A 22,238-nucleotide genomic window follows, 5' to 3' on the forward strand; every position below is an offset into this window, starting at 1 on the left:
GGATTTCCCTAGGGTCAGGCGATCTTTTTCAGGGCGGCCGAGGCGTGGGCGGCCAGTCCGCTGCCGCCGGCGGCCACGTCCCAGCGCCAGTAGAGGTCGCCGTTGACGAGCCCGTAGATGCGGGTGGCCGACGCGTACTCCTTGGAGTTGGTGCCGCGCATGACCAGGTCGGTGGCGAGTTCGATCTGCGGGCCCTTGATCCTGCCGTAGTAGAGCTCGCTGATCCCGCCCGGGTGGACGATGTTCACCTGGATGTCGAACCCGCCGAAGTCGTTCCGCAGTTCCTCGACCTCGTCGGCCGAACGCAGTGCCGGCACGATGTCGGCCGGAACCATGCCCGGGCCCCCGTCCGCGTCCACGCGGGGCCGGTCCAGCGCCCAGAAGCCGGTTTCAACAGCCAGCGGACGCAACCGGGTCCCGTCCTCGTCCACGAGCCAGCTTTCGGCCCGGTAATCGAGGTAGGGCAGGCCGTTTTGGGAGAACACCACGCGCTGGGAGAAGTGGGCGTCGTCGCCTTCGCCGGCACCGAGCCGTCCGGCGCCTTCCCACGTGCCCAGCAACCAGGACAGCGGAACGAGTTCCGGTGTCAGGTCGGTCGGGATCTCAATGGCCATGGTGGTGTCCTGCCGCTGCGGTACTGGTTACTTCTGGCCCTTGAAAAGACGGGCGACGACGAGGGCGGCGAACCCGGCCATGCCGAGGCTGGCGACCGCCAGGAGGCTGATGAAGAAGATTTCGAGCGCAACGTAATTGTGGTCCATGGGACCCATATTAGCCGGACGCCGGGAGTGCTGCCGCGCACCGGCGCGGGCAGGCGCGTAACACCGGCGCGGCGCCCGCCGCACGAGCAGCCCCATCACAGCTAACCCAGGAGCAGGCGTTCGAGGAAGTAGGCCAGGGTTCCGGAGCCCAGGACCGCGCACAGCCCGGTGGCGATCGCCGCCAGGGTGCCGCGCGGGCCGCCGGAGGAGACCACGAGCGCACGCACCCCGCCGATGACGGCGCCGGTCACGGCTCCGACGGCGAGCGCGGGCAGCAGCGGGGCGTCGCCGAAGGCCAGCGCGGCCAGGCCCGCTACGAGGATCGCGACGACGAAGGCCAGCGGGCCGACGATGCGGTCCGGCCAGCGGATGGTGCACACCAGGATGGCGGCGGCCATGGAAGCCCCGGCGGCGACCATGAGGGAGGAGTCCGCCGCGTTGGTGCCGATCCGGTCGATGGCGATCCACCCTGACCCGGAGGCCACCACCAGGGCGCCCGTGGCGGAGGAGAGCATGGATTCGAGCCGCAGCTTCTCTCCCGTGCCGCGCAGCAGCTGGACCAGGAAGGCGAGGATCAGTCCGATGGCGGCCGCGGGAGCCATCCAGAACAGGGGCTGCGGCATGGGCGCCAGGGCTGCGCCGGCGGCGGCGGCCAGGCCGGCGGCCCCGAGCACGGCCGCGATCGGAGCGGCGGCGGGCAGTCCGAAAAGCCGGGGCCAGCCGACCGCGAACAGCAGCGACAGGACGGACACGGCCACCCAGACCGCGATGGTTCCGGCGGCTCCCGGCCCGGCGTAGCTGGCCGCGACGATCAGGGCGACGGCGGCCAGGGCGGAGCCTGCAACGGTTTTGGTCCTCACCCCTCCATCCTGCCCTATCGGCGCGCGGTGGCCGCGCCGCACATGTTGCCCGTGTTTCCGGTCCGTGACGCGCAGGACAACCGGTCCGGGGCCCGCCAATCTATACTGGGGCTGATTCCCGAACCCAATGGCGCGTTTGGTCCACCCGGCTATTGAGGAGGTCTCGATAATGGCCAGCATCCTGCTTCTGACCAACGCGTCAGGGTCATCCGTGGAGATTCTGCCTGCCCTTGAGCTCCTCGCCCACTCCGTCCACATCCTTCCGGCCGAGGCCTCGGCCCTCCTGGACGCAGGGGACACCGACGTCGTTATGGTCGACGCGCGCCGGGACCTCTCCGGATCCCGGTCGCTGTGCCAGCTGCTGCGCACGACGGGCCTGGACGCGCCGATCCTGCTGGTGCTCACCGAGGGCGGCATGGCGGCCGTCTCGGCCCTGTGGCAGGCGGACGACGTCCTGCTGGACACCGCCGGCCCGGCCGAGGTGGAGGCGCGGCTGCGCCTGGCCACCGCCCGCTCCCGCGCCGAGACGGAAGCGGACACCTCGGAGATCCGGGCCGCCGGCGTCGTCATCGACGAGGCCAGCTACACCGCGAAGGTGCACGGCGAACCGCTGAACCTGACCTACAAGGAGTTCGAGCTCCTCAAGTACCTGGCGCAGCACCCGGGGCGCGTGTTCACCCGGGACCAGCTGCTGCACGAGGTCTGGGGCTACGACTACTACGGCGGCACCCGCACCGTGGACGTCCACGTGCGGCGCCTGCGCGCCAAGCTCGGCGCCGACCACGAGCAGCTCATCGGCACCGTGCGCAACGTCGGCTACCGCTTCACCCTGGCCCGGACGCTCGACGACGAGGACACCGCGCAAAACGTCGGCGCCTGAAGCCGGGGTCCGGAAACGCCCGCGCACGGGGCCCCGACACCCGGTGCCACCGGCTATCTTTGGTCCCATGAGCGCAGCCACGAGCACCGACTGGACCATCACCCTGCTTCCGGGCGTCCCGGACGCTGAGCTGCTGCGGCAGGTCCGCGCCTTGGCCGCCGCCGCGGAGGAATCCGACGGCAACCCGCCGCTGAGCGAGCAGACGCTGGTGCGGCTGCGCACCACCGACGACGCCGGCTCGCTGCTGGGTGCCTATGCGCGCCTTGCGGAGGGGAACGGCGAGGGGGCGCTGGTCGGCGTCGCCGTGGCGGTGCTGCCGCGGTCCGGTGAACCGGGCGTGCTCGAACTGGTGGTGCACCCCGACGCGCGCAACGACGGGATCGGCGGCGGCCTGATGGAGGCGCTGCGCGGCTCCACGGATTTGGCCGGGCTGCAGGCGTGGGCCCATGGCGGGCACGACGGCGCCGCCCGGCTGGCGGAGCGCTACGGCTTCGCGCCGGCGCGCGAACTGTGGAGGATGCGCCTGGTGCACCCGGTCGACCTGCCCGAGCCCGCCCTGCCGGAGGGTCTCACGCTGCGCGCCTTCGTGCCCGGCCGCGACGAGGACGCCTGGCTGGAGGCCAACCGCGCGGCCTTCGCGCACCATCCGGAGCAGGGGTCGTTGGGCCGGGCCGACCTGGAGGCCCGGATGGCCGAGGACTGGTTCGATCCGGCCGGGTTCCTGCTGGCGGTGGATGCGCAGGACCGGATCGCCGGCTTCCACTGGACCAAGGTCCACCCGCCGGCGGCCGGCCACGGGGCCCTCGGCGAGGTGTACGTGGTCGGCGTCGTCCCGGGCGCGCAGGGCGGCGGGCTGGGGCGTGCCCTGACCCTGGCCGGGATCCGGCACCTGCTCGGCCAGGGGATCCACGCCGTGATGCTCTACGTGGACGCGGACAACGAACCCGCCGTGCGCCTGTACAAGAGCCTGGGCTTCACCCGGTGGGACGTCGACACCATGTACGCGCACGTCGGCGGGACGGTCGAGGCCGGCGGCGCGCAGGTAGAGTGATTCCCGAGCGTCTTGCGCTGCGGTTCGCCGCGCAGGCAACGCCGCACCACCCCATCGGAAGGAACCCAGCCATGGACTCCCTGGCCGCGCAGACCTTCGGCGACAGCGATGTCCCCGCCTCCCGCGCCACGCAGGACCGCATCGAACTCCCCGACTTCGAGCCGACGCTCGGTCCCGAGGGCGACTTCACCCTGGACCGCTTCCTGGACCGCGAGATCAGCTGGCTGGATTTCAATTCGCGCGTGCTGGAACTGGCGGAAGACTCCGACCTGTTCCTGCTGGAGCGGGTGGGCTTCCTGTCCATCTTCGCGTCCAACCTGGACGAGTTCTTTATGGTGCGCGTGGCCGGCCTGAAGCGGCGCATCGCCACAGGCCTGGCCGTTCCCTCCGCTTCCGGAGTCAGCCCGCTGGACCAGCTGGACCACATCCTGGAGACCGCCCACCAGCTCCAGCGCCGGCATGCGCGGGTCTTCTCCGAGCAGGTGCGCCCGGCCCTGGCGGCCGAGGGAATCGCCATCACCCGGTGGAGCGAGCTCGACGACGACGCCCGGCAGGGCCTGAACCGCTGGTTCACCGACCAGGTGTTCCCCATCCTCACCCCGCTGGCGGTGGATCCGGCCCACCCGTTCCCCTACATCTCCGGGCTGTCCCTGAACCTGGCCGTGGTGGTGCGCAACCCCGTCAGCGGCAAGGAACTGTTCGCCCGCCTGAAGGTTCCGGACCAGCTGCCGCGCCTGATCTCGGTGGACGGCCCCCGTGCCGGGCACACGCCGGGCCGGGCCGCACGGTTCATCCCGCTCGAGGACGTCATCGCGGTGCACCTCGAGAACCTCTTCCCCGGCATGGAGGTCGTGGAGCACCACTCGTTCCGCGTCACCCGCAACGAGGACCTGGAGGTCGAGGAGGACGACGCCGAGAACCTCCTGCAGGCGCTGGAGAAGGAACTGCTGCGCCGCCGCTTCGGCCCGCCCGTCCGGCTCGAGGTGGCCACCGACATCAACCCGGCCGTGCGCTCGCTGCTGGTGCGCGAGCTCGGCGTCGAGGAGGAGGAGGTGTTCACCCTCCCGGCCCCGCTGGACCTGCGCGGGCTGAACGTCATCTCCGGCATCGAGCGCGCCGACCTGCACTACCCGCGGCACCTGGCCCACACCAGCCGCTTCCTGAACGAGTCGGAGACCTCCAAGGCGGCCAACGTCTTTGCCGCGATGCGCCGGCGCGACATCCTGCTGCACCATCCTTACGACTCCTTCTCCACCTCGGTCCAGGCGTTCCTCGAGCAGGCCGCCGCGGATCCCAAGGTGCAGGCCATCAAGCAGACGCTGTACCGCACCTCCGGGGACTCCCCGATCGTGGACGCGCTCATCGACGCCGCGGAGGCCGGCAAGCAGGTGCTGGCCCTGGTGGAGATCAAGGCCCGCTTCGACGAGCAGGCCAACATCAGCTGGGCCCGCAAGCTGGAACAGGCGGGAGTGCACGTGGTCTACGGCATCGTCGGGCTGAAAACGCACAGCAAGCTCTCCCTGGTGGTCCGCCGCGAAGGCGACCGGCTGCGCCGCTACTGCCACATCGGCACCGGCAACTACCACCCGCGCACGGCCCGCTACTACGAGGACCTGGGCCTGCTGACCTGCGACGACCAAGTGGGCGAGGACCTGTCCCGGCTTTTCAACCAGCTCTCCGGCTACGCCCCGCGGTCCACCTTCAAGCGGCTGCTCGTGGCGCCGCGCTCGCTGCGTTCGGGCCTGATCGACCACATCGAGCAGGAGATCGCCCACCGCAAGGCCGGCCTGGCCGCGCGGGTGGTCATCAAGGTCAACTCCATGGTGGACGAAGCCATCATCGACGCCCTCTACCGCGCCTCGCAGGCCGGGGTGCAGGTGGACGTGATCGTGCGCGGCATCTGCGCTCTGCGCCCGGGAGTGCCGGGGCTGAGCGAGAACATCCGCGTGCGCTCGGTATTGGGCCGCTTCCTGGAACACTCCCGCGTGTTCGCCTTCGGCAACGCCGGGCAGCCCATCGTCTACATCGGCTCGGCGGACATGATGCACCGCAACCTCGACCGCCGCGTCGAGGCCTTGGTGCGGCTCTCCAACCGCGAGGACGTCGCCGAACTGGTGTCGCTGCTGGACCGCTACCTCGATCCGCGCACCGCCAGCTGGCACCTGGACAACACGGGCGTCTGGAACCGCCACCACAAGGACGAGGACGGACGTCCGCTGACCGACATCCAGAGCTGGCTGCTCGATTCGCGCAGCCGCCAGCGCGGGGTGGCCCGGCGCTGATGGCCTTGCTTGTGCGTTCCTCCGACGGCCCGGACGTCGCCGGAGGCAGTTTTTCCGTGATCGCGGCCGGCGTCGTGCCGTGGCGGGTGAAGGGCAGGCAGCTGCAGGTGCTGCTCATCCACCGCGAGCGCTACGACGACTGGTCCTGGCCCAAGGGCAAGCTCGACGACGGCGAAACCGTCCCCGAGTGCGCGGTGCGCGAGGCCTACGAGGAGATCGGGCTGCGCGTCTGCCTGGGCATCCCGCTGCCGGCGATCACCTACCCCGTCGGCTCCGGGCCGAAGGTGGTCTACTACTGGGCCGCCCACGCCAACGGCGGCACCCCCGTGCCGGACGGCGTCGAAACCCACGATGTCCGCTGGGTGACCCCGGACGAGGCCCGCCCGATGCTTACCAACGCCTCGGACGTCGTCCCGCTCGATGCCCTGGTCCAGGCGCACGAGGCGGGCCTGCTCCAGACGCAGGCGTTCGTCGTCGTGCGCCACGCCAAGGCCAAGCCGCGCTCCAGCTGGACCCTGGCCGAGGGCAAGCGGCCGTTGGCCGCCACCGGCCAGCGGCAGGCCCTGGCCGTTGCCGACCTGCTCGCCGCCTGGGCTCCCAAGAAGGTGGCCAGCAGCCCGTGGACCCGGTGCATGCAAACGGTCTCCCCCTACGCCAGCCGCAACACCCTCGGGGTCAAGACCGTCGGCGAGCTCACCGAACACGCCGTCAAGCGCAACCCGGAGAAGGCGCGCAAGGCCATCGTCGCCCTGCTGGCCAAGCGGCGCTCGCAGGCGGTGTGCACGCACCGTCCCGTGCTGCCCTCCGTGCTGGCCGAGCTGCGCGACCGGCTGCCCTCCCGCCTGGCCGCGATCCTGCCCACGGAGGACCCCTACCTGCGACCGGGCGGGATCATCGTGGTGCACCAGCCGGTGGCTAAGCAGCGCAAGCTCGTCTCCGTGGAGCTGTACGAGCCGTTCGAGGACTAGGACCCGGACCGCGGCGGCCCCTTGGCCCCACAATTCCCGCCAACACCCGCACCTACGCGTCAGGATTCGGGGAGCACCCGCACTTACGCGTCAGGATTCGGGGTGCGGTCGGCGCGCAGCGAAGCCAGGTCCTCCAGCGCCCGGCGGCGGGACGCGCCCAGGTCCACGACCGGCTTCGGGTAGGCGGGGGTGCCGGCCTCGGGGACCCAGCGGCGGACGTACCGGCGCTCGGGGTCGAACTTCTTGGCCTGCGTGTCCGGGTTGAAGATGCGGAAGAAGGGCGCGGCGTCGGCTCCGCAGCCGGCAACCCACTGCCAGTTGGCCGGGTTCAGCGCCGCGTCCGCGTCCACCAGGGTGTCCCAGAACCAGGCTTCCCCTACCCTCCAGTGGATGCCCAGGTTCTTGACCAGGAAGCTGGCCGACACCATGCGCACCCGGTTGTGCATCCACCCGGTGGCCCACAGTTCCCGCTGGCCCGCATCCACCAGCTCGATGCCTGTGCGCCCGTGCCTCCAGCCGTCGGCCAGAGCCGCCTCGTCGCTGCCGTCCTGCGGCCAGGCCCAGGGGAACGCGTCGAATTCGGGGCGCAGGTTGGCGGTGGCCAGGTGCGGGTGCTCGTGCAGCTGATGCCAGCAGAATTCGCGCCATCCCAGCTGGGTGGCGAAGACCGAGGAGCCCGGCCCGCCGTCGGCCGACAGCAGCCGGTCGCGGACCTGGAACGGGGACAGGTGTCCCCAGCGCAGGTAGGGGGACAGCCGGCTGGTGCCGTCCATGTCCGGGCGGTCCCGGTCCTCGGCGTAGTCGCGGAGCGGACCGGAGGCGAAGTCCTCCAGCAGCCGCTCCCCCGCGGCCGCGCCCGGTTCCCACGCCTCGCGCAGTCCGCCGGCCCAGTCGGGCTTCTCCGGCAGCAAGCCCCACGCCTCCGCGCCCTCCGCGGCGGCCGCGGACAGGGCAGGGGGCAGCACGGCGCCGCGGCCGGCGTCGGGCGCGCCCCAGGCCGAGCGCACCGGCCGGGCCGAGGCCGCCTTCCAGAACGGGGTGAACACGCGGTAGGGCCCGCCCTGGCCGGTGCGCACGGTGCCGGGTTCGTGGAGCAGGTTCGCGGCGAAACTTTCGGCGTGGATCCCCTCCGCCGCCGCGCGGCGCTCCACCGCGGCGTCCACCTCCCGCTCCGGCCCGCCGTAGCGGCGGTTCCAGTACACGGCTTGCGCGTCGAGCGCGCCCCACACCTCGGCCACGACTTCGGCCGCGGGCCCGCGGCGCAGCAGCAGCGGGATGCCGAGACCGGCCAGCGCCCCGCGCAGGTCCTCCAGGCCGTGGTGCAGCCACCATTTTGCGGCCCCGCCCAGCGGGCGGACCCCGGGCGAGGCCTCGTCCAGGACGAACAGTCCGACGGCGGCGCCGTCGGCCACCGCGGCGAGCAGGGCGGGGTTGTCCCGCACGCGCAGGTCGTCGCGGAACCACACCAGGGAGGGTTTCATGGGTTGGGCCTTTCGGGCGGGGCGTTGCCGGGCTCGGCGGCGGACACTTCAGCGGATCAGGGCGTACCAGATCAGCAGCAGGGTGACGAGGAACCCGGTGAGGTAGTTCAGCCACAGGAAGCGCCGCCAGCCGGCGTTGGCGGCCGGGGATCCGGCGTCGTCGATGCGCAGGAAGGGGGCCACGTTGGCCACGTACGGCAGGGCCAGCAGCGCGGCCAGCGGGCCCGGCCGGTCCGTGGCCAGCATCAGCGCCCCGGCGGCCAGGTAGGCGCCCGCGGACAGCCACGCCGTCCGCCGGGCGCCGAGCACCGTGGCGACCGATCCCAGGCCCGCTTCCCGATCCGGAAGCACGTCCTGCACCGCCCCGAAGGCGTGGCTGGCCATGCCCCACAGGAAGAACGCGGCCAGCAGGGCCCACAGTCCCGGGGTGAACACCGTCCCGGCGAGCACGGCGCCATAGACGGCGGGCGAGACGAAGTGCGTGCTGGAGGTGGCCGAGTCCAGGAACGGGCGTTCCTTGAAGCGCAGGCCGGGGGCGCTGTACGCGTAGACCGCGAAGAGCGAAACGGCCAGCACCAGGGTCGCCCCCAACGTACCGCCGGCCACCAGGGCCACGATGAACGGAACGGTCGCCACCGCGCAGGAAACCAGGATGGCACGGTGGCGGGAGCGGTCCAGCAGCGCCCCCTCCGCTCCTCCCTTGCGCGGGTTGCGCAGGTCGGATTCGTGGTCGAAGACGTCGTTGATCCCGTACATCGCCAGGTTGTACGGGAAGAGGAAGAACAGGGTGCCGACCACGAACAGCCAGTCGATCCGCCCGGAGCCGAGCAGGTAGGCCGCCGCGAACGGGTAGGCGGTGTTCACCCAGGACACGGGCCGGGACGTGGCCAGCAGCGCCCGGGCCAGGCCCGCGGGCCGCTTCCCGGCGGGCAGCAGGGTGTTCGGCATGGTCTAGTCCCTGCCCTTTCCTCGAACGGTCAGAAGCATCCAAAGCGCGGGCAGCAGCAGGGCCGCCCCCAGCGGGTAGGCGAAGTCCTCCAAGGGGGCCAGGCCCACCCGGGCGCCGGCCAGGGCGTGGCCGGAGTAGTCGAAGAGCCCTGCGGCGATCATGGCGTTGTCGAACACCGCGGTCAGCACCAGCAGCACGGCCAGCGTGGCCGCCATGGCGGCACCCGCGTGCCGGAGGGAGCGCCGGTCGGGGCGTAGGACCACCGGCACCGCCAGCACCGCGGCGGCCGCGATCCCGAGGAACACGGCGTTCAGTTCCAGGTAGCTCATGCGGAATCCTCCGTTCCGGCGGGTTCCGTGGTGCGGGCGGGCGCGGGTGCCGGCCCCGGTACGGAGCGGCGGCGCAGGAGGGCCAGTGTCCCGGTGAAGAGGATCATGGCCTGGTAGCAGAGAAACGCCAGGAAAAAGGCCTCCTCCAGGGGCAGTTGCGGGGCCAGCATGATTCCGGTCATCAGCGGGGAGTCCCGATGCAGGAAGATGCCCTCCGCGATGGCCCGGACATCCCAGGCCAGGAAGTAGGCCATCCCGGCGGCCATGACCGCCGCGGCGGCCCAGGGCCGGGCCCAGAAAAACAGCTTCCAGCGGGCATCCAGCAGGGCCATGCAGCCGAGCAGGGCCAGAAGGACCAGCAGGTAGGTCACGCCGCACCGCCCGCGCCGGCACGTGCCCCCGGCGGTTGCGCCGCGGGGGCCTCCCCCACGGGCGGTTCCCCCACAGGTCCGGGCACCCGGTCCCCCCGGACGGCCTTGAGCACCAGCTCCGCGCTGATCAGGCACATCGGCACGCCGATGCCCGGACGGACCGAGGCGCCCGCGTAGAAGAGTCCTTCCACCCGGCGGCTGCGGATGCCCGGGCGCAGGAAGGCGCTCTGGCGCAGCGTGTGGGCGGCGCCCAATGCGCTGCCGTTCCAGGCGTTGAGGCTGTCGCGGAAGTCCGCCGGACCGAAGGTGCGCCGGACCGCGATGCGCCCGGCCAGTTCGGGAATGCCGGCCCAGCGCGCCAGCTGGGCGATCGCGGCGTCGGCGACCTGTTCCACCTTCGGCGATCCGCCGCCGTCGTGCCCGCCGTGGCCCCATTCCGGCACCGCCGGGGACGGGACCAGGATGAAGAGGTTTTCGTCACCGGCCGGTGCGACCCCCGGGTCCGTGGCGGAGGGCTTGCAGGCGTAGATCGAGGTCTCCGCCGCAAGGTCCCGGCCCGCGTCGATGCGCCCGAAGTTGTCCCGCCAGTCCGGGGTGAACAGCAGGTTGTGGTGGGCCAGCTCCGGCAGCGGGCCGTTGATGCCCAGGCAGACCAGCACCGCGCTGGGGCCGGGGTCGCGCCGGGCCCAGGCGGCCTCGGGGTGGCTGCGTTGCGGTTCCCCCAGCAGCCGGGTCTCGACATGGTGCAGGTCCGCGGCGCCGACGACGACGCGTGCGGCGGTGCGGTGCTCGGTGCCGTCGGCGTCCGTCCAGAGCACGGCCTCGCACTCTTCGGCCCCGCACTGTTCACCTCCGCACTGTTCACCTCCGCGCCGTTCGCCGTCGGGCCCGATCCCGCCGGGCCCGATCCCGCCGGCCGGGCCCGTGAGGATCCGCCGGGCCGTGGCCCCGGTGCGGATGTCCACGCCGTGCTCCCGGGCCAGGCGGGCCATCGCGTCCACGAGCGCGGCGAAGCCGCCGCGCGGGTAGAGCACCCCGTCCTCCAGGTCCAGGTGGCTCATCAGGTGGTACAGGGAGGGCGCCTTGAACGGGGTGGTGCCCAGGAACACCGCGGGATAGCCGAGGATCTGGCGCTGGCGCCGGTCGCGGAAGCGCTTGGCGACGAAGCGGTCCAGGGAGGTCCCCAGCATCCCCAGCAGCCGCGGCGCCGTGCGGAGCACGTCGGGGTGGAGCAGGCCGCGCAGGCTGTCGAAGTCGTCGTAGAGGAAGTGCCGCCGCGCCAGCCCGTAGGCTTGGCGCGCGGAGTCCAGGTAGCGGCGCAGCCGCGCGCCGGAACCGGTGTCCCAGTCCTCGAAGAGGGCCGCCACGCGCTCCGGATCGGAGGGGACGTCGGCCGGCGGGCCGTCGCCGGAGAACCACACCCGGTATCCGGGCTCGAGCCGGACCAGGTCCAGTTCCGCGGCCGCGCTGGTGCCCATGAGCCTGAACCAGTGGTCGATGACCTCCGGCATGAGGTACCAGGAGGGACCGATGTCGAAGGCGAAGCCGTCCTTCGCCCAGCGTCCGGCGCGCCCGCCCAGGGTGTCCTGCTGCTCCAGCAGGGTCACCCGGCGTCCGTCGCGGGCGAGCAGGGCGGCGGTGGCCAGCCCCGAGATGCCGCCGCCGATGACGACGACGGGCCCGTCCGCGGCCGGGCGCCCGGGCCGGTTCGGGCGGGCACGGTTTGGCCGAATCCTGTTTGGGCGGGCGCTGTTCAGTCGGTTCCGAGGCGCGGCGCCGCGGGCTGGTTCCCGCGCCGCCGTCATCGTGCGGCTCCCTGGAGGCCGGCCCGGGCGACGGATTCGGGGCGGGCCAGCACGCGCAGGGCGACGCGTGCCTTCCCGGGGCCGCCGACCCGGACGCGGGAGGTCAGCAGCTCGGCTGCCGGGACCTGTTCGATCCGGTCCGCGAGGGCGGAGAACAGGCCGTGGGCCAGGCCAACGGCGCGGCGCGCCCCGGGGGCGAGCAGCCCGATCCCGGGCGCCGCCGCGGCCAGGTCGGCCCGGATGTCGGCGACGAGCCCGTGCTTGCGCGCCTCGTCGAAGTCCGCGGGGCCGGCGTCGCTGAAGTAGGTGCGGCCCAGCTCGCGGGTATCGGCGGCGAGATCGCGCAGGAAGTTGACCTTCTGGAAGGCCGCGCCGAGGCTTCGGGCCGCCGCGGCCAGCTCGGCGTCGCGCCCCTGTGCGGCGCCGGGCAGCGTCTGGAAGACGCGCAGGCACATCAGTCCCACCACCTCGGCGGAGCCGTAGATGTACTCGCCGAGGCTTTCGGCGGAGTGCTCGGCCACGGTCAGGTCCGCGCGCATCGAGGCGAAGAAGGGTTCCACCAGGTCCATGCCGATCCCGGCGCTGCGGGCGCTGCCGGCGAACGCGTGGACAACCAGGTTGGTGCTGTAGCCGGTGCGCAGGGCGGCGGCCGTCTCCTGCTCCAGCCGGTCCAGCTGCTCCCCCACGGCGGCGGGGTCCAGCCCGGCGGCCGCGGCGGCCCCGTCGACGGCCTCGTCGGCGACCCTGACCAGGGCGTAGATGTTTTCGACGTCGCGCCGGGCCCCGGGCGGGAGCAGCCGGCAGGCGAGCCCGAAGGATGTCGAGTAGCGGGAAATCACCACCGCTGCGCTGCGGGTAGCGGTCTGCGTGTAGCGGGTCAGCGAATCCATCGGCCCTACCTCTCCCTGGTCAGGATGTGGTTGCAGATGCGGGTCAGTTCGGCGCGCAGGGGCGGGTCCAGTTCCAGCGCCGCGGTCAGCTCCAGGGCGGTGGAGACCAGCCCGTCGGCCACATCCAGCGCGTGGGCCTCCGCCCCGCCCCGCCGCAGCGCCTGGCGCACGCGGTCCACTCCCGCCTCGCCGCGGCGGAACGCGGCCAGGGCCGATTCGAAGTCCGCCTGCCCCGCGGCGTAGGCGGTAAGCACCGTGCGTTTGCCTTCGCGCAGGTCGGATTCGACGGACTTCCCGGTCGTCTCCGGTGTGCCGAAGGTCCCCAGCACGTCGTCGACCACCTGGTAGGCCACCCCGATGCGGCGTCCCACCTCGGCGAGCGCGGCGGCCTGCGCGGCGGTGGCCCCGGCCAGCAGCGCGCCGGCCTTCAACGGGGCCTCGAAGGAGTAGGCGGCGGTCTTGAGGCGCTCCATGTCCAGGACGTCCTGGAGCTCTGCGGCGTCGGGGGCGAGCGAGAACAGGAGGTCCTCCAGCTCTCCGGCGGCGGAGGCGAAGACGGCTTCGTGCACGACGTCGGCCACGGCACCTGCCGCGGGATGCTGGCCCCCTGCGGCGGCGGACAGCCGGAGCGAACCGGCCAGCAGCAGGTCACCGGCGATGATCGCGGCCGAGTGGCCGGCGTGTTCGGCCTCGGCCGGGGCCCGCCCGAGGGCGGCGGCCTGGTCCCGGTAGATGGCGCCCACGGTGGGGCGGCCGCGGCGGACGAAGTCGCGGTCGATCACGTCGTCGTGCACCACCAGGGCCGCGTGCAGCACCTCGAAGGCCGCGCCCAGCCGGGCACAGGCGGCCGGGTCCGTGCCCGCGAAGGCGGTATAGGCCAGGTGCACCAGGCGCGGGCGCATCCACTTCCCGCCCGCGACGGACTCCTCGAGGACCTCCCAGAGCCGGCCGAAGGAGGGCGCGAGGGCTTCGGCACGGCGGCGGGAGGAGCCGAAGAAGTCGCGTACTTCCCGCTCGACGGCGGGGCGGAAGGCCTCCCAGCCCGACGCCGGGTCGAGTCCGGCCGCCGGCGCGGCGGGATGCGTTGAGCGAAGTGCGGAGGCGGGCGAGCCTTCGGTGGCCGTGTGCGGTGACGCCGGTGTCATGGTTCCTCGCCTCCTTCGTGGGGAATGCCGGATGGGGAGCCCATCGGGCCATTCTTCGTGCTGGCGTGCGCGGCGTCCATCTCTCCGATCCGGCGTTCCACCGCGGCCACCACGCCCACCAGGTAGGAGACGACGTATTCCTGTCCTTGCCCGTCCATGGCCTTCACCAGGTCGTCCGCCTCGATGACCATCGGCATGAGCCGCGCCATCGCCTGGCGGGCGGATTCGGGGGTGGGTTCGACCAGCCATCGGCGGCGGTCCGAGGGGTGCGGGGCCCGCTGTGCGTGGCCCGAACGCACCAGCCGGTCGACGACGGTGGTGGTTGCCGCCGAGGTCAGGTGCAGCGCGGACGCCAAGGCTCCCGGGGTCATGGAGCCGTGCTTGAGCAGGTGTTGCATGGCCTGGAAGTCGGTCTCGTTGATCTTCATGTCCCGGCGCATCTGGTATTCCATCACCTCGTTGAGGACCAGGATCCTGCGCAGCAGCACGGACGCCTGGTGCATCTGCCGCCTGCCGCCCTGCCCGTTTTCCATCGCACCCCCCGTCGGCAACCTTGATAGTTAGAAAATCTAGAAACATACTGATCTAGGAAATTTGGTTTGTCGAGTACCCGGGTTTGCCGAACAACGCTGGCAGGAGGACACCATGGACACTGCTTCCAACCGCCGGGCCCGGTGGGGCCCTTGGACGGTCCTGCTCTGCGTCGCCGCCTCGATCGCGGCCGCATTCGCCGGCAGTGGCGCGCTGGGCGGCAGGCCCATCAAGGACGCGGCCGGAGGCTGGCTCTCCGCGGACGGCACGCCGCTGGCTCCCGGAACCGGCGCCTTCGCCATCTGGACCCTGATCTATGCGGGGCTGGCCGCCTATGCGGTGTGGCAGGCGCTCCCGGCCCAACTCAACTCCGACCGCCAGGCCGCACTGCGTCCCTGGGCCGCTGCGTCCGCGGCGCTGAATGGGCTGTGGATCTGGGTGGTGCAGGCCGGGTGGCTGGGGGCAAGCGTCCTGGTCATCGTCCTGCTGCTGGCCGTCCTGGCCCGCATCCTGGTGCTGCTGAACCGCTGGCCCGCCGGGAACGGCATCGAGCGGGCAGTGGCGGACGGGACCTTCGGGCTGTACCTGGGCTGGGTCACCGTGGCGACGCTGGCCAACGCCGCCGCGTGGCTGGGGTCAAAAGGGGTCGGGGCCTCCGGGTTTGACGCCTTCGGCCTGCCGGTGGAGGTCGCCGGGGGCGCCTTGCTTGCGGTAACCGCGCTGATCGGGGTGGCCACGGCGGCCTTCGGGGGCAAGCGCCTGGCCCCCGCCGTGGCCTTGGCTTGGGGCCTGGCCTGGATCGCCGCGGGCCGCCAGGACGGCGACCTCGAGTCGGTGGCGATTGCGTGGGCCGCTCGCCTCGCCGCCATCACCGTGCTCCTCGCCGCCGTGGCGCTGCGCATCGGGACGGAGCCAGACGGAACAGGGTCATTCGGTTCAGGGCCGCGCAGTACAGGACGGCGCAGTACAGGACGGCGCGGGGCAGGGCACCGCCCCGCCCCCACGGAGACGGCCCGATGAGCGTCATCGCGGTCACCGGGGCGACCGGGTACATCGGCGGCCGGCTGGTACCGCTGCTGCTGGAGCAGGGCCACAGCGTGCGGATCCTCACCCGCAGCGCCGCCAAGCTGCGCGACATCCCGTGGCACCGCGACGTCGGAATCGTCGAAGGGAACCTGGAGGACCCGGCCGCCGCCGCCGCGCTCTGCGACGGGGCCGACGTCGTCTACTACCTGATCCACTCCATGGGCGGCACCGGGGACTTCGAACGCACCGAACGCTCCTGCGCCCTCACCCTCGGCGCGGCCGCGAGGGAAGCCGGCGTGGGCCGGATCGTCTACCTGTCCGGGCTCCATCCGGAGGGCAACCTCAGCCGCCACCTGTCCTCGCGCACCGAGGTGGGCCGGATCCTTCAGGCCTCCGGGGTACCCGTCGCCATCCTGCAGGCCGGCCTGGTCATCGGCTCCGGATCGGCCAGCTTCGAGATGGTCCGGCACCTGACCGACGTGCTGCCGGTGATGCCCGCTCCGCGCTGGGTGCGCAACCGGATCCAGCCGATCGCCGTGCGCGATGCCCTCCACTACCTGGTGTCGGCGGCCGCCCTTCCCCCGGAGGCCTCCGGCGCCTTCGACATCGGGGGCCCCGACGTGCTCACCTATGCCGAGATGATGCGGATCTACGCCGACGTGGCCGGGCTGCGGCGGCCCTTGGTGCTGGCGTTGCCCGTACTGACCCCTTGGCTGGCCGCCCAGTGGGTGAACCTGGTCACCCCCATCCCCCGGTCCCTGGCCGTCCCGCTGGTGGAGTCGCTGCAGTACGACTGCGTGGTGCGCGACCGCCGCATCGACGCCCTCGTCCCGCCCCCGGCGGGCGGACCGACCGGGTACCGCCGCTCCGTGGAACTGGCGCTGGCGAAGATCGAGGCGGAAACCGTGGAGACGACCTGGGCCACCGCCCACCCCGTCACCGCCCCGGCCGACCCGCTGCCCTCGGACCCCGACTGGGCGGGCCGCACCGTGTTCACGGACGTACGCACCAAGGAAAGCGGGGCCGGGCCCGAACGGGTGTGGAAGGTCGTGGAGGGCATCGGCGGCGAGAACGGCTGGTATTCGATGCCGCTGGCCTGGGCGGTCCGCGGCCTGATGGACAAGCTCGGAGGCGGGGTGGGGCTGCGCCGCGGCCGGCGCAGCCGTTCCGCCCTCCACCTCAACGATGTGGTGGACTGGTGGAGGGTGGAGGAAATCGTCCCGGGCCGGCTGCTGCGGCTGCGCGCGGAGATGAAGGTTCCCGGCAAGGCCTGGCTGGAGATGGAGGTCCTGCCGGCCGACGGCGGCAGCCTGTTCCGCCAGCGCGCGATCTTCTTCCCCCGGGGCCTGGCCGGCCGCCTCTACTGGCTGGCCGTCCTGCCGTTCCACGGCTCCATCTTCAGCAGCATGGCCCACCGCATCACGGCGGCCGCCGAATCCCAGGGAGAACAATGACCGGGAAAACAACGACCAACCCCGCCCCCGTTGAACTGGTGGTGCTCCTCGCCGAGGACGGCACCCCCATCGGCGAGGCCCCGAAGGCCACGGTGCACGGCCGGGTGGACAGCACCGGGGACGGCGCCGGCACGCCGCTGCACCTGGCGTTTTCCTGCCACGTCTACTCCCCCGCCGGGGAACTGCTGCTCACCCGGCGGGCCCTGTCCAAGGCGACCTGGCCGGGCGTGTGGACCAACTCCTTCTGCGGCCATCCTGGTCCGGGCGAACGGCTCGAGGACGCCGTACGCCGGCGCGCCCGCGAGGAGTTGGGGCTGCGGCTGGACGCCGTCGAAAGCCTGCTCCCGGACTTCCGCTACCGCGCGGTGGACGCCGGTGGAACCGTGGAGAACGAGGTGTGCCCGGTGTTCCGGGCCATTGCCGCCGCGGACCCGGACCCCGCCCCCGGGGAGGTGGCCGAGTGGGCGTGGACGACGCCCGAAAAGGCGTCCGCGGCCATCGCCGCCGCCCCGTTCGCGTTCAGCCCTTGGCTGGTTTTGCAGCACGCGGCGGGAGCCCTGAAACACCCCGCCCACTAGGGAAAACCGGTGACGCGGTCCGCTGTGGCTAGACTTGACCGGTGACTATCCCGACCCCGTACGAGGACCTGCTGCGCGACGTGCTGGCCAACGGCACCCCCAAGGGCGACCGCACCGGCACCGGCACCCTGAGTGTTTTCGGGCGCCAGATCCGCTTCGACCTGGCCGGATCGTTTCCGCTGATCACCACCAAGCGCGTGCATTTCAAGTCGGTGGCGCTGGAACTGCTGTGGTTCCTGCGCGGGGACTCCAACGTGCGCTGGCTGCAGGAGCAGGGCGTCACCATCTGGAACGAATGGGCCGATGCCGACGGCGAACTGGGGCCGGTGTACGGCGTCCAGTGGCGCTCCTGGCCGACCCCGGACGGTGGCCACATCGACCAGATCACCCAGGTCGTGGAGTCCCTGCGCACCAACCCCGACTCCCGCCGTCACATCGTCTCCGCCTGGAACGTCGCCGAGATCGAAAACATGGCGCTGCCGCCCTGCCACGCCTTCTTCCAGTTCTACGTGGCCGACGGGAAGCTCTCCTGCCAGCTCTATCAGCGCTCCGCGGACATGTTCCTCGGGGTGCCGTTCAACATCGCCTCCTACGCACTCCTCACCCACATGGTCGCCCAGCAGGCCGGCCTCCAGGTGGGCGAGTTCGTGTGGACCGGGGGCGACTGCCATATTTACGACAACCATGTCGAGCAGGTGAAGGAACAGCTCACCCGTGAGCCGTACCCGTACCCGCAACTGGCGATCCACCGGAAGCCGGAGTCGATCCTCGACTACGCGCTCGAGGACTTCGAGGTCGCCGGCTACCAACATCACCCGACCATCAAGGCACCGATCGCGATATGAGCACCACCGAAAATCAAGCACCCACCACCCTGCCGGCAACGGCGGCGCACCGTGCGGAAGCGGCGATCCAGTCGCGCCTGGGCATGATCTGGGCCCGCTCCCTCGACGGCGTCATCGGCCACGAGGGCGGCATGCCGTGGCACCTGCCCGAGGACCTGGCCCACTTCAAGCGCACCACCGTGGGCCGTCCCGTCATCATGGGCCGACGCACCTGGGAGTCCCTCCCGGACGCGTTCCGTCCCCTGCCCGGCCGCACGAACATCGTGCTGACCTCGGACAAGTCGGCGGCCGCCGCGGCCACTGCGGCCGGCGCCGTCACCGCCGCCTCCCCGGAGGCCGCCCTTGAGGCCGCGCGCGCGGCCGAGGGTTCCGAGGAGATCTGGATCGTTGGCGGCGGCCAGGTCTACGCCGCCTTCGCGGAACTGGCCGACACCGCCGTCGTCACCGTGGTCAACGCGACCCCGGACGGCGACACCCGCGCCCCGGAACTGGGCGAGGGCTGGCAGCGCACGCTGGCCGAGCCCGACGCCGGCTGGCTGGCCTCGGCCTCCGGCCTCGAGTACCGCTACGAGCTGTGGGAGAAGTCGGCGTGAAAGAGGCCTTCAAGGCCCTCGCCAACCGTCCCGAGCCGCTGTTCGTGATCGGTTACATGCTCTGCCCGCTGCTGGCGCTGATCTGCGCCGGGCTGGGCCTGTGGATGATCCTGACAGGCCAGAAGGTCGGCGGCCTGATCGTGTTGCTGGTGGTCACCCAGGCATTCACGTTCAGCGCCCTGTGGGCGATCGCGCGCCGCCGCCGGCTGCTCGAGGCCGGCGACGGCGGGCCCCACGCGTAACCGAGGTACCTGCACGGGCGGCGCCCCATTACGATAGGTTGCATGACTTCTTCCGTTGGCTTCGTCGGTTACCGCGGCATGGTCGGCTCCGTCCTCATGCAGCGCATGCAGGATGAGGGCGACTTCGCCCACCTGGATCCCGTGTTCTTCTCCACCTCCAACGCCGGCGGCAAGGCCCCGGCCTTCGCCGAGGGCGCAGGCGCGCTGAAGGACGCCTACGACCTCGACGAGCTCGCCAAGCTGCCCATCATCGTCACCGCCCAGGGCGGCGACTACACCAAGGCGGTTCACGCGGACCTGCGCGGGCGCGGCTGGGACGGCCTGTGGATCGACGCGGCCTCCACCCTGCGCATGAACGACGACTCGATCATCGTTCTGGACCCGGTCAACCGCAACGTGATCGACGCCGGCTTGGCCAATGGCACCCGCGACTTCGTCGGCGGCAACTGCACCGTCTCCTGCATGCTCATGGGCCTGGGCGGCCTGTTCCGCAACGGCCTGGTCGAGTGGGGCACCTCGATGACCTACCAGGCCGCCTCCGGCGGCGGCGCCCGCCACATGCGCGAGCTGCTGACCCAGTTCGGCGACATCAACGGGACCGTGGCCTCCGAACTGGACGACGCGGCCTCCGCGATCCTGGAGATCGACCGCAAGGTGCTCGCCACCCAGCGCGGCGGCCTGGACGCCACCCAGTTCGGGGTGCCGCTGGCAGGTTCGCTGATCCCGTGGATCGACGCGGACCTGGGCAACGGCCAGTCCAAGGAGGAATGGAAGGCCGGGGTGGAGACCAACAAGATCCTGGGCACCTCCGAGGCCAACCGCATCGCGATGGACGGACTGTGCGTGCGCATCGGCGCCATGCGCTCCCACTCCCAGGCGCTGACGCTGAAGCTCAAGGAAGACCTCTCCGTTACGGAGATCGAGCGTCTGATCGACGCCGACAACCAGTGGGCGACGGTGGTGCCGAACACCAAGGAAGCCTCCATGAAGGGCCTGACCCCGGTCGCGGCCTCCGGCACCCTGGACATCCCGGTCGGCCGCATCCGCAAGCTGGAGATGGGCCCGGAATACATCTCCGCGTTCACCGTCGGCGACCAGCTGCTGTGGGGCGCGGCCGAGCCGCTGCGCCGCATGCTGCTGATCGCCCTCGGCCGGCTGTAGTCCCCACCGACCGACCCCAAGCGATCCCGCGTCCCCCAAGGGGGCGCGGGATCGCTTACGTTGCGGACGTGGGCGGCCCGAACCAGGTGCCCAACGCGTCCTCAAGCCCCGCCCGGCTCCCGTCCCCCACCCACGCCACATACCCGTCGGGCCGGACCAGTACGGCCGTGGGGGCGCTGACCGTGCCGATCACCGGCAGCTCCCAGGCGCCGGCGTAGGAGGCGTCCACCAACTGCACCCGGTCCCTCCACCGCCCCGCCCCGACGCTGCCCGGCTCGCCGAGGTTGAGCAGCGCTCCGCGGGCGCCGTGCAGCAGGGAAAACACCCGCAGCGTGCCCCTGGCGGTGGCCAGGTCGAGGTCGGGCATGCGCCGCCCGAGCAGTGGATGTTCCGGCAATGGATGTCCCCCACCGAGGTCGTAGCGGACGTCCAGGCCGGAGACGAGTCCGGCCAGCCGCTTCCGGGCCTCGTCGATCGTCAGCAGGTCGGTCACCACGTCGGCCAGCGCGCCGATGCGTGGGTCAACGCGCTGCACGACCGACAGCGCCATGGTGTGCTTCAGCGCGCGGGCCCCGGCCGGGTGCCGCTCGGCGTGGTAGGTGTCCAGCAGGCTCTCCGGCGACACGCCATTGACCACCTGGGCCAGCTTCCAGCCCAGGTTTACGGCGTCCTGGATGCCCAGCCCGATCCCCTGCCCGCCCGCCGGGGAATGGATGTGCGCGGCATCCCCGGCCAGCAGCACCCGGCCGCTGCGGTAGGCCTCGGCCTGCCGGGTGGCGTCGGTGAACCGCGAGATCCACGTCGGGCTGTGGACCCCGAAGTCCGTGCCATAGACCACGGTCAGGGCCTTGCCGAGGTCCGCCAGCGTTGGCTCGGAGGCCGGGCCGAGCTGCTGCTCGGTCACGATCACCCGCACGGTCCGCCCGTCCTCCATCGGGTGCAGCCCATGGATTCCCGTCTCGTCAATCCGGATGCCCGCCGGCGTCTCCTCGGCGACCTCCACCTCGGCGATCAGGCTGCTCCGTGTCGCGTCCCACCCCGGGAACCCGATGCCGGCGGCCTTGCGGATCGCACTGCGTCCGCCGTCGGCCGCAACCAGGTACCTCGCGCGCATCCGCTCGCCGCCGGCCAGGAGCACGTCGAGCCCGCCCTCGTCCTGGACGAAGCCGGCCACCTCGCGGCCCCGGTGGAGCGGCACGCCCAGCTCTCCGATCCAGCCGGCGAGGATCCGCTCGATGTGGTTCTGCCACAGGCCGAGCGAGTACGGATGCCGCGTCGGGAAGTCGCTGACGTCCAGCGTCGTGCCGGCGAAGGCCGCCGCCTGGACGGTTTGTCCCTCCGCGAGGAACCGATCCACGATCCCGCGCTGGTCCAGGACCTCGAGCGTGCGCGAGTGGAACCCGCCCGCGCGCGAACCCACCAGCTCCGGCGTCGGGCGGCGCTCCACGACCGCGACGTCGACCCCCGCCAGGGTCAACTCGCCCGCCAGCATCATCCCGGTCGGACCGCCCCCGGCAACGATCACATCAACCATCACAACCCCACCCCTCCGCGCCTTTTCTCGAAGGCCTCTTTCTGGCAGGCCTTTTCCGGCACGTCAGAGAAGTTTGGGGCACATGGGGGGCCTTGCGGCAAGCCCCCGTGGGGGCTATAACCTGAAAGTGGCAAGGAGCTGCGCTCCTTGCCATTCGCGTGTGGGCCCGCGGCCGGATCCGGCGCGAGCGCCACCGGCAGGCGAAACCCGAGGCGGGACGCTAGTTCTCCTTGCGGACCCGCTGGATGTCTTCGAAGGCGGCGTCGTAGAGGCGCTGGAGCGAGTCGAGCCGTTGGTCGTCGATGTCCCCCTCCGCATGCGACACCTTTGCGCGGTCGAGCAGGCGCTGGGCTTCCTTGAGGTTGCGTTCCGCCACATCGAGGGCGTGTTCACGGCTGGTCGTGTGTTCCATGGGCCCATGATGGACCCGCCCCGACCGGACTGTCCACACTCCCCTGGTCCCATCCCGCAGCCCCCTTCCGCGGTCCGCCGCAGTCAGTGC

At 71.8% G+C, this 22,238-nt stretch carries 23 protein-coding genes; 11 read left to right on the forward strand and 12 right to left on the reverse strand.

Annotation, left to right across the window (positions count from 1 at the left end):
- Positions 1 to 14 precede the first annotated feature (14 nt).
- On the reverse strand, positions 15 to 614 hold the full coding sequence (locus ABD912_RS05015) for a nitrobindin family protein (protein ID WP_345148930.1): 600 nt from the start codon (positions 612 to 614) through the stop codon (positions 15 to 17).
- A gap of 248 nt (positions 615 to 862) precedes the next feature.
- A complete protein-coding gene (locus tag ABD912_RS05020; protein ID WP_345148932.1) occupies positions 863 to 1,621 on the reverse strand; it encodes a hypothetical protein in 759 nt (252 codons plus the stop codon).
- A 169-nt stretch (positions 1,622 to 1,790) separates the two neighbouring features.
- Between ABD912_RS05020 and ABD912_RS05025 the strand changes: the two genes are divergently transcribed.
- The 4 genes from ABD912_RS05025 (at position 1,791) to ABD912_RS05040 (ending at position 6,802) form a co-directional block, all read left to right on the forward strand.
- Positions 1,791 to 2,501: a winged helix-turn-helix transcriptional regulator gene (locus tag ABD912_RS05025; RefSeq protein WP_345148933.1), complete on the forward strand. Its 711-nt coding sequence runs from the start codon at positions 1,791 to 1,793 to the stop codon at positions 2,499 to 2,501.
- 67 nt (positions 2,502 to 2,568) lie between these two features.
- The gene (gene mshD / locus ABD912_RS05030) at positions 2,569 to 3,552 is read left to right on the forward strand and encodes a mycothiol synthase (RefSeq protein ID WP_345148934.1); all 984 of its coding nucleotides are present in this window, start codon (positions 2,569 to 2,571) and stop codon (positions 3,550 to 3,552) included.
- 71 nt (positions 3,553 to 3,623) lie between these two features.
- Positions 3,624 to 5,834, forward strand: coding sequence for an RNA degradosome polyphosphate kinase (locus tag ABD912_RS05035; RefSeq protein ID WP_345148935.1), 2,211 nt, complete (start codon positions 3,624 to 3,626; stop codon positions 5,832 to 5,834).
- The gene (locus ABD912_RS05040; protein WP_345148936.1) at positions 5,834 to 6,802 is read left to right on the forward strand and encodes an NUDIX hydrolase; all 969 of its coding nucleotides are present in this window, start codon (positions 5,834 to 5,836) and stop codon (positions 6,800 to 6,802) included. The genes ABD912_RS05035 and ABD912_RS05040 overlap by 1 nt, the downstream gene beginning before the upstream one ends.
- 83 nt (positions 6,803 to 6,885) lie before the next feature.
- Here the strand turns inward: ABD912_RS05040 and ABD912_RS05045 are convergent, their stop codons facing one another.
- The 8 genes from ABD912_RS05045 to ABD912_RS05080 are packed head-to-tail and all read right to left on the reverse strand — an operon-like array spanning position 6,886 to position 14,305.
- Entirely contained in the window at positions 6,886 to 8,283 is a 1,398-nt protein-coding gene (locus ABD912_RS05045) for a cryptochrome/photolyase family protein (RefSeq protein ID WP_345148937.1), read from the reverse strand.
- A 48-nt stretch (positions 8,284 to 8,331) separates the two neighbouring features.
- Positions 8,332 to 9,231, reverse strand: a complete 900-nt coding sequence (locus ABD912_RS05050) for a prenyltransferase (RefSeq protein ID WP_345148938.1) — start codon at positions 9,229 to 9,231, stop codon at positions 8,332 to 8,334.
- Positions 9,232 to 9,234: 3 nt separating this feature from the next.
- Positions 9,235 to 9,561, reverse strand: a complete 327-nt coding sequence (locus ABD912_RS05055; protein WP_345148939.1) for a lycopene cyclase domain-containing protein — start codon at positions 9,559 to 9,561, stop codon at positions 9,235 to 9,237.
- Positions 9,558 to 9,932, reverse strand: coding sequence for a lycopene cyclase domain-containing protein (locus tag ABD912_RS05060; protein WP_345148940.1), 375 nt, complete (start codon positions 9,930 to 9,932; stop codon positions 9,558 to 9,560). The genes ABD912_RS05055 and ABD912_RS05060 overlap by 4 nt, the downstream gene beginning before the upstream one ends.
- On the reverse strand, positions 9,929 to 11,737 hold the full coding sequence (crtI, locus tag ABD912_RS05065; protein ID WP_345148942.1) for a phytoene desaturase family protein: 1,809 nt from the start codon (positions 11,735 to 11,737) through the stop codon (positions 9,929 to 9,931). Before crtI ends, ABD912_RS05060 begins: the two co-directional genes overlap by 4 nt.
- Positions 11,734 to 12,627 (reverse strand): phytoene/squalene synthase family protein, encoded by an 894-nt coding sequence (locus tag ABD912_RS05070; protein ID WP_345148944.1) that lies wholly within the window; start codon positions 12,625 to 12,627, stop codon positions 11,734 to 11,736. Before ABD912_RS05070 ends, crtI begins: the two co-directional genes overlap by 4 nt.
- A gap of 5 nt (positions 12,628 to 12,632) precedes the next feature.
- Entirely contained in the window at positions 12,633 to 13,772 is a 1,140-nt protein-coding gene (locus ABD912_RS05075) for a polyprenyl synthetase family protein (protein WP_345148946.1), read from the reverse strand.
- On the reverse strand, positions 13,769 to 14,305 hold the full coding sequence (locus ABD912_RS05080; protein ID WP_345148947.1) for a MarR family winged helix-turn-helix transcriptional regulator: 537 nt from the start codon (positions 14,303 to 14,305) through the stop codon (positions 13,769 to 13,771). The genes ABD912_RS05075 and ABD912_RS05080 overlap by 4 nt, the downstream gene beginning before the upstream one ends.
- A 112-nt stretch (positions 14,306 to 14,417) precedes the next feature.
- Between ABD912_RS05080 and ABD912_RS05085 the strand changes: the two genes are divergently transcribed.
- The 7 genes from ABD912_RS05085 to asd are packed head-to-tail and all read left to right on the forward strand — an operon-like array spanning position 14,418 to position 20,202.
- Positions 14,418 to 15,323: a TspO/MBR family protein gene (locus tag ABD912_RS05085; RefSeq protein ID WP_345148948.1), complete on the forward strand. Its 906-nt coding sequence runs from the start codon at positions 14,418 to 14,420 to the stop codon at positions 15,321 to 15,323.
- Entirely contained in the window at positions 15,320 to 16,783 is a 1,464-nt protein-coding gene (locus ABD912_RS05090; RefSeq protein ID WP_345148949.1) for an SDR family oxidoreductase, read from the forward strand. Before ABD912_RS05085 ends, ABD912_RS05090 begins: the two co-directional genes overlap by 4 nt.
- Positions 16,780 to 17,361: an isopentenyl-diphosphate Delta-isomerase gene (gene idi / locus ABD912_RS05095; RefSeq protein WP_345148951.1), complete on the forward strand. Its 582-nt coding sequence runs from the start codon at positions 16,780 to 16,782 to the stop codon at positions 17,359 to 17,361. Before ABD912_RS05090 ends, idi begins: the two co-directional genes overlap by 4 nt.
- A 41-nt stretch (positions 17,362 to 17,402) precedes the next feature.
- The gene (locus ABD912_RS05100; protein ID WP_345148953.1) at positions 17,403 to 18,206 is read left to right on the forward strand and encodes a thymidylate synthase; all 804 of its coding nucleotides are present in this window, start codon (positions 17,403 to 17,405) and stop codon (positions 18,204 to 18,206) included.
- A complete protein-coding gene (locus tag ABD912_RS05105; protein ID WP_345148955.1) occupies positions 18,203 to 18,799 on the forward strand; it encodes a dihydrofolate reductase in 597 nt (198 codons plus the stop codon). Before ABD912_RS05100 ends, ABD912_RS05105 begins: the two co-directional genes overlap by 4 nt.
- Entirely contained in the window at positions 18,796 to 19,041 is a 246-nt protein-coding gene (locus tag ABD912_RS05110; RefSeq protein ID WP_345148956.1) for an NF038396 family protein, read from the forward strand. The genes ABD912_RS05105 and ABD912_RS05110 overlap by 4 nt, the downstream gene beginning before the upstream one ends.
- A 42-nt stretch (positions 19,042 to 19,083) precedes the next feature.
- A complete protein-coding gene (gene asd / locus ABD912_RS05115) occupies positions 19,084 to 20,202 on the forward strand; it encodes an aspartate-semialdehyde dehydrogenase (RefSeq protein ID WP_345148958.1) in 1,119 nt (372 codons plus the stop codon).
- A 55-nt stretch (positions 20,203 to 20,257) separates the two neighbouring features.
- On the opposite strand, the gene ABD912_RS05120 is transcribed toward asd, so the two are convergent.
- Both ABD912_RS05120 and ABD912_RS05125 read right to left on the reverse strand, forming a co-directional pair.
- Positions 20,258 to 21,736: an FAD-dependent monooxygenase gene (locus ABD912_RS05120; RefSeq protein WP_345148960.1), complete on the reverse strand. Its 1,479-nt coding sequence runs from the start codon at positions 21,734 to 21,736 to the stop codon at positions 20,258 to 20,260.
- Positions 21,737 to 21,956: 220 nt separating this feature from the next.
- Entirely contained in the window at positions 21,957 to 22,148 is a 192-nt protein-coding gene (locus tag ABD912_RS05125; RefSeq protein ID WP_345148961.1) for a hypothetical protein, read from the reverse strand.
- Positions 22,149 to 22,238 lie beyond the last annotated feature (90 nt).

The sequence above is a fragment of the Arthrobacter ginkgonis genome (assembly GCF_039540195.1).
Lineage (GTDB): Bacteria > Actinomycetota > Actinomycetes > Actinomycetales > Micrococcaceae > Zafaria > Zafaria ginkgonis.

Coding starts and splice junctions, on each gene's coding strand:
- ABD912_RS05015 (WP_345148930.1), bottom strand. CDS start 614: ATGGCCATTGAGATCCCGACCGACCTGACACCGGAACTCGTTCCGCTG.
- ABD912_RS05025 (WP_345148933.1), top strand. CDS start 1,791: ATGGCCAGCATCCTGCTTCTGACCAACGCGTCAGGGTCATCCGTGGAG.
- mshD (WP_345148934.1), top strand. CDS start 2,569: ATGAGCGCAGCCACGAGCACCGACTGGACCATCACCCTGCTTCCGGGC.
- ABD912_RS05035 (WP_345148935.1), top strand. CDS start 3,624: ATGGACTCCCTGGCCGCGCAGACCTTCGGCGACAGCGATGTCCCCGCC.
- ABD912_RS05040 (WP_345148936.1), top strand. CDS start 5,834: ATGGCCTTGCTTGTGCGTTCCTCCGACGGCCCGGACGTCGCCGGAGGC.
- ABD912_RS05045 (WP_345148937.1), bottom strand. CDS start 8,283: ATGAAACCCTCCCTGGTGTGGTTCCGCGACGACCTGCGCGTGCGGGAC.
- ABD912_RS05050 (WP_345148938.1), bottom strand. CDS start 9,231: ATGCCGAACACCCTGCTGCCCGCCGGGAAGCGGCCCGCGGGCCTGGCC.
- ABD912_RS05055 (WP_345148939.1), bottom strand. CDS start 9,561: ATGAGCTACCTGGAACTGAACGCCGTGTTCCTCGGGATCGCGGCCGCC.
- crtI (WP_345148942.1), bottom strand. CDS start 11,737: ATGACGGCGGCGCGGGAACCAGCCCGCGGCGCCGCGCCTCGGAACCGA.
- ABD912_RS05070 (WP_345148944.1), bottom strand. CDS start 12,627: ATGGATTCGCTGACCCGCTACACGCAGACCGCTACCCGCAGCGCAGCG.
- ABD912_RS05075 (WP_345148946.1), bottom strand. CDS start 13,772: ATGACACCGGCGTCACCGCACACGGCCACCGAAGGCTCGCCCGCCTCC.
- ABD912_RS05080 (WP_345148947.1), bottom strand. CDS start 14,305: ATGGAAAACGGGCAGGGCGGCAGGCGGCAGATGCACCAGGCGTCCGTG.
- ABD912_RS05085 (WP_345148948.1), top strand. CDS start 14,418: ATGGACACTGCTTCCAACCGCCGGGCCCGGTGGGGCCCTTGGACGGTC.
- ABD912_RS05090 (WP_345148949.1), top strand. CDS start 15,320: ATGAGCGTCATCGCGGTCACCGGGGCGACCGGGTACATCGGCGGCCGG.
- idi (WP_345148951.1), top strand. CDS start 16,780: ATGACCGGGAAAACAACGACCAACCCCGCCCCCGTTGAACTGGTGGTG.
- ABD912_RS05105 (WP_345148955.1), top strand. CDS start 18,203: ATGAGCACCACCGAAAATCAAGCACCCACCACCCTGCCGGCAACGGCG.
- asd (WP_345148958.1), top strand. CDS start 19,084: ATGACTTCTTCCGTTGGCTTCGTCGGTTACCGCGGCATGGTCGGCTCC.
- ABD912_RS05120 (WP_345148960.1), bottom strand. CDS start 21,736: ATGGTTGATGTGATCGTTGCCGGGGGCGGTCCGACCGGGATGATGCTG.
- ABD912_RS05125 (WP_345148961.1), bottom strand. CDS start 22,148: ATGGAACACACGACCAGCCGTGAACACGCCCTCGATGTGGCGGAACGC.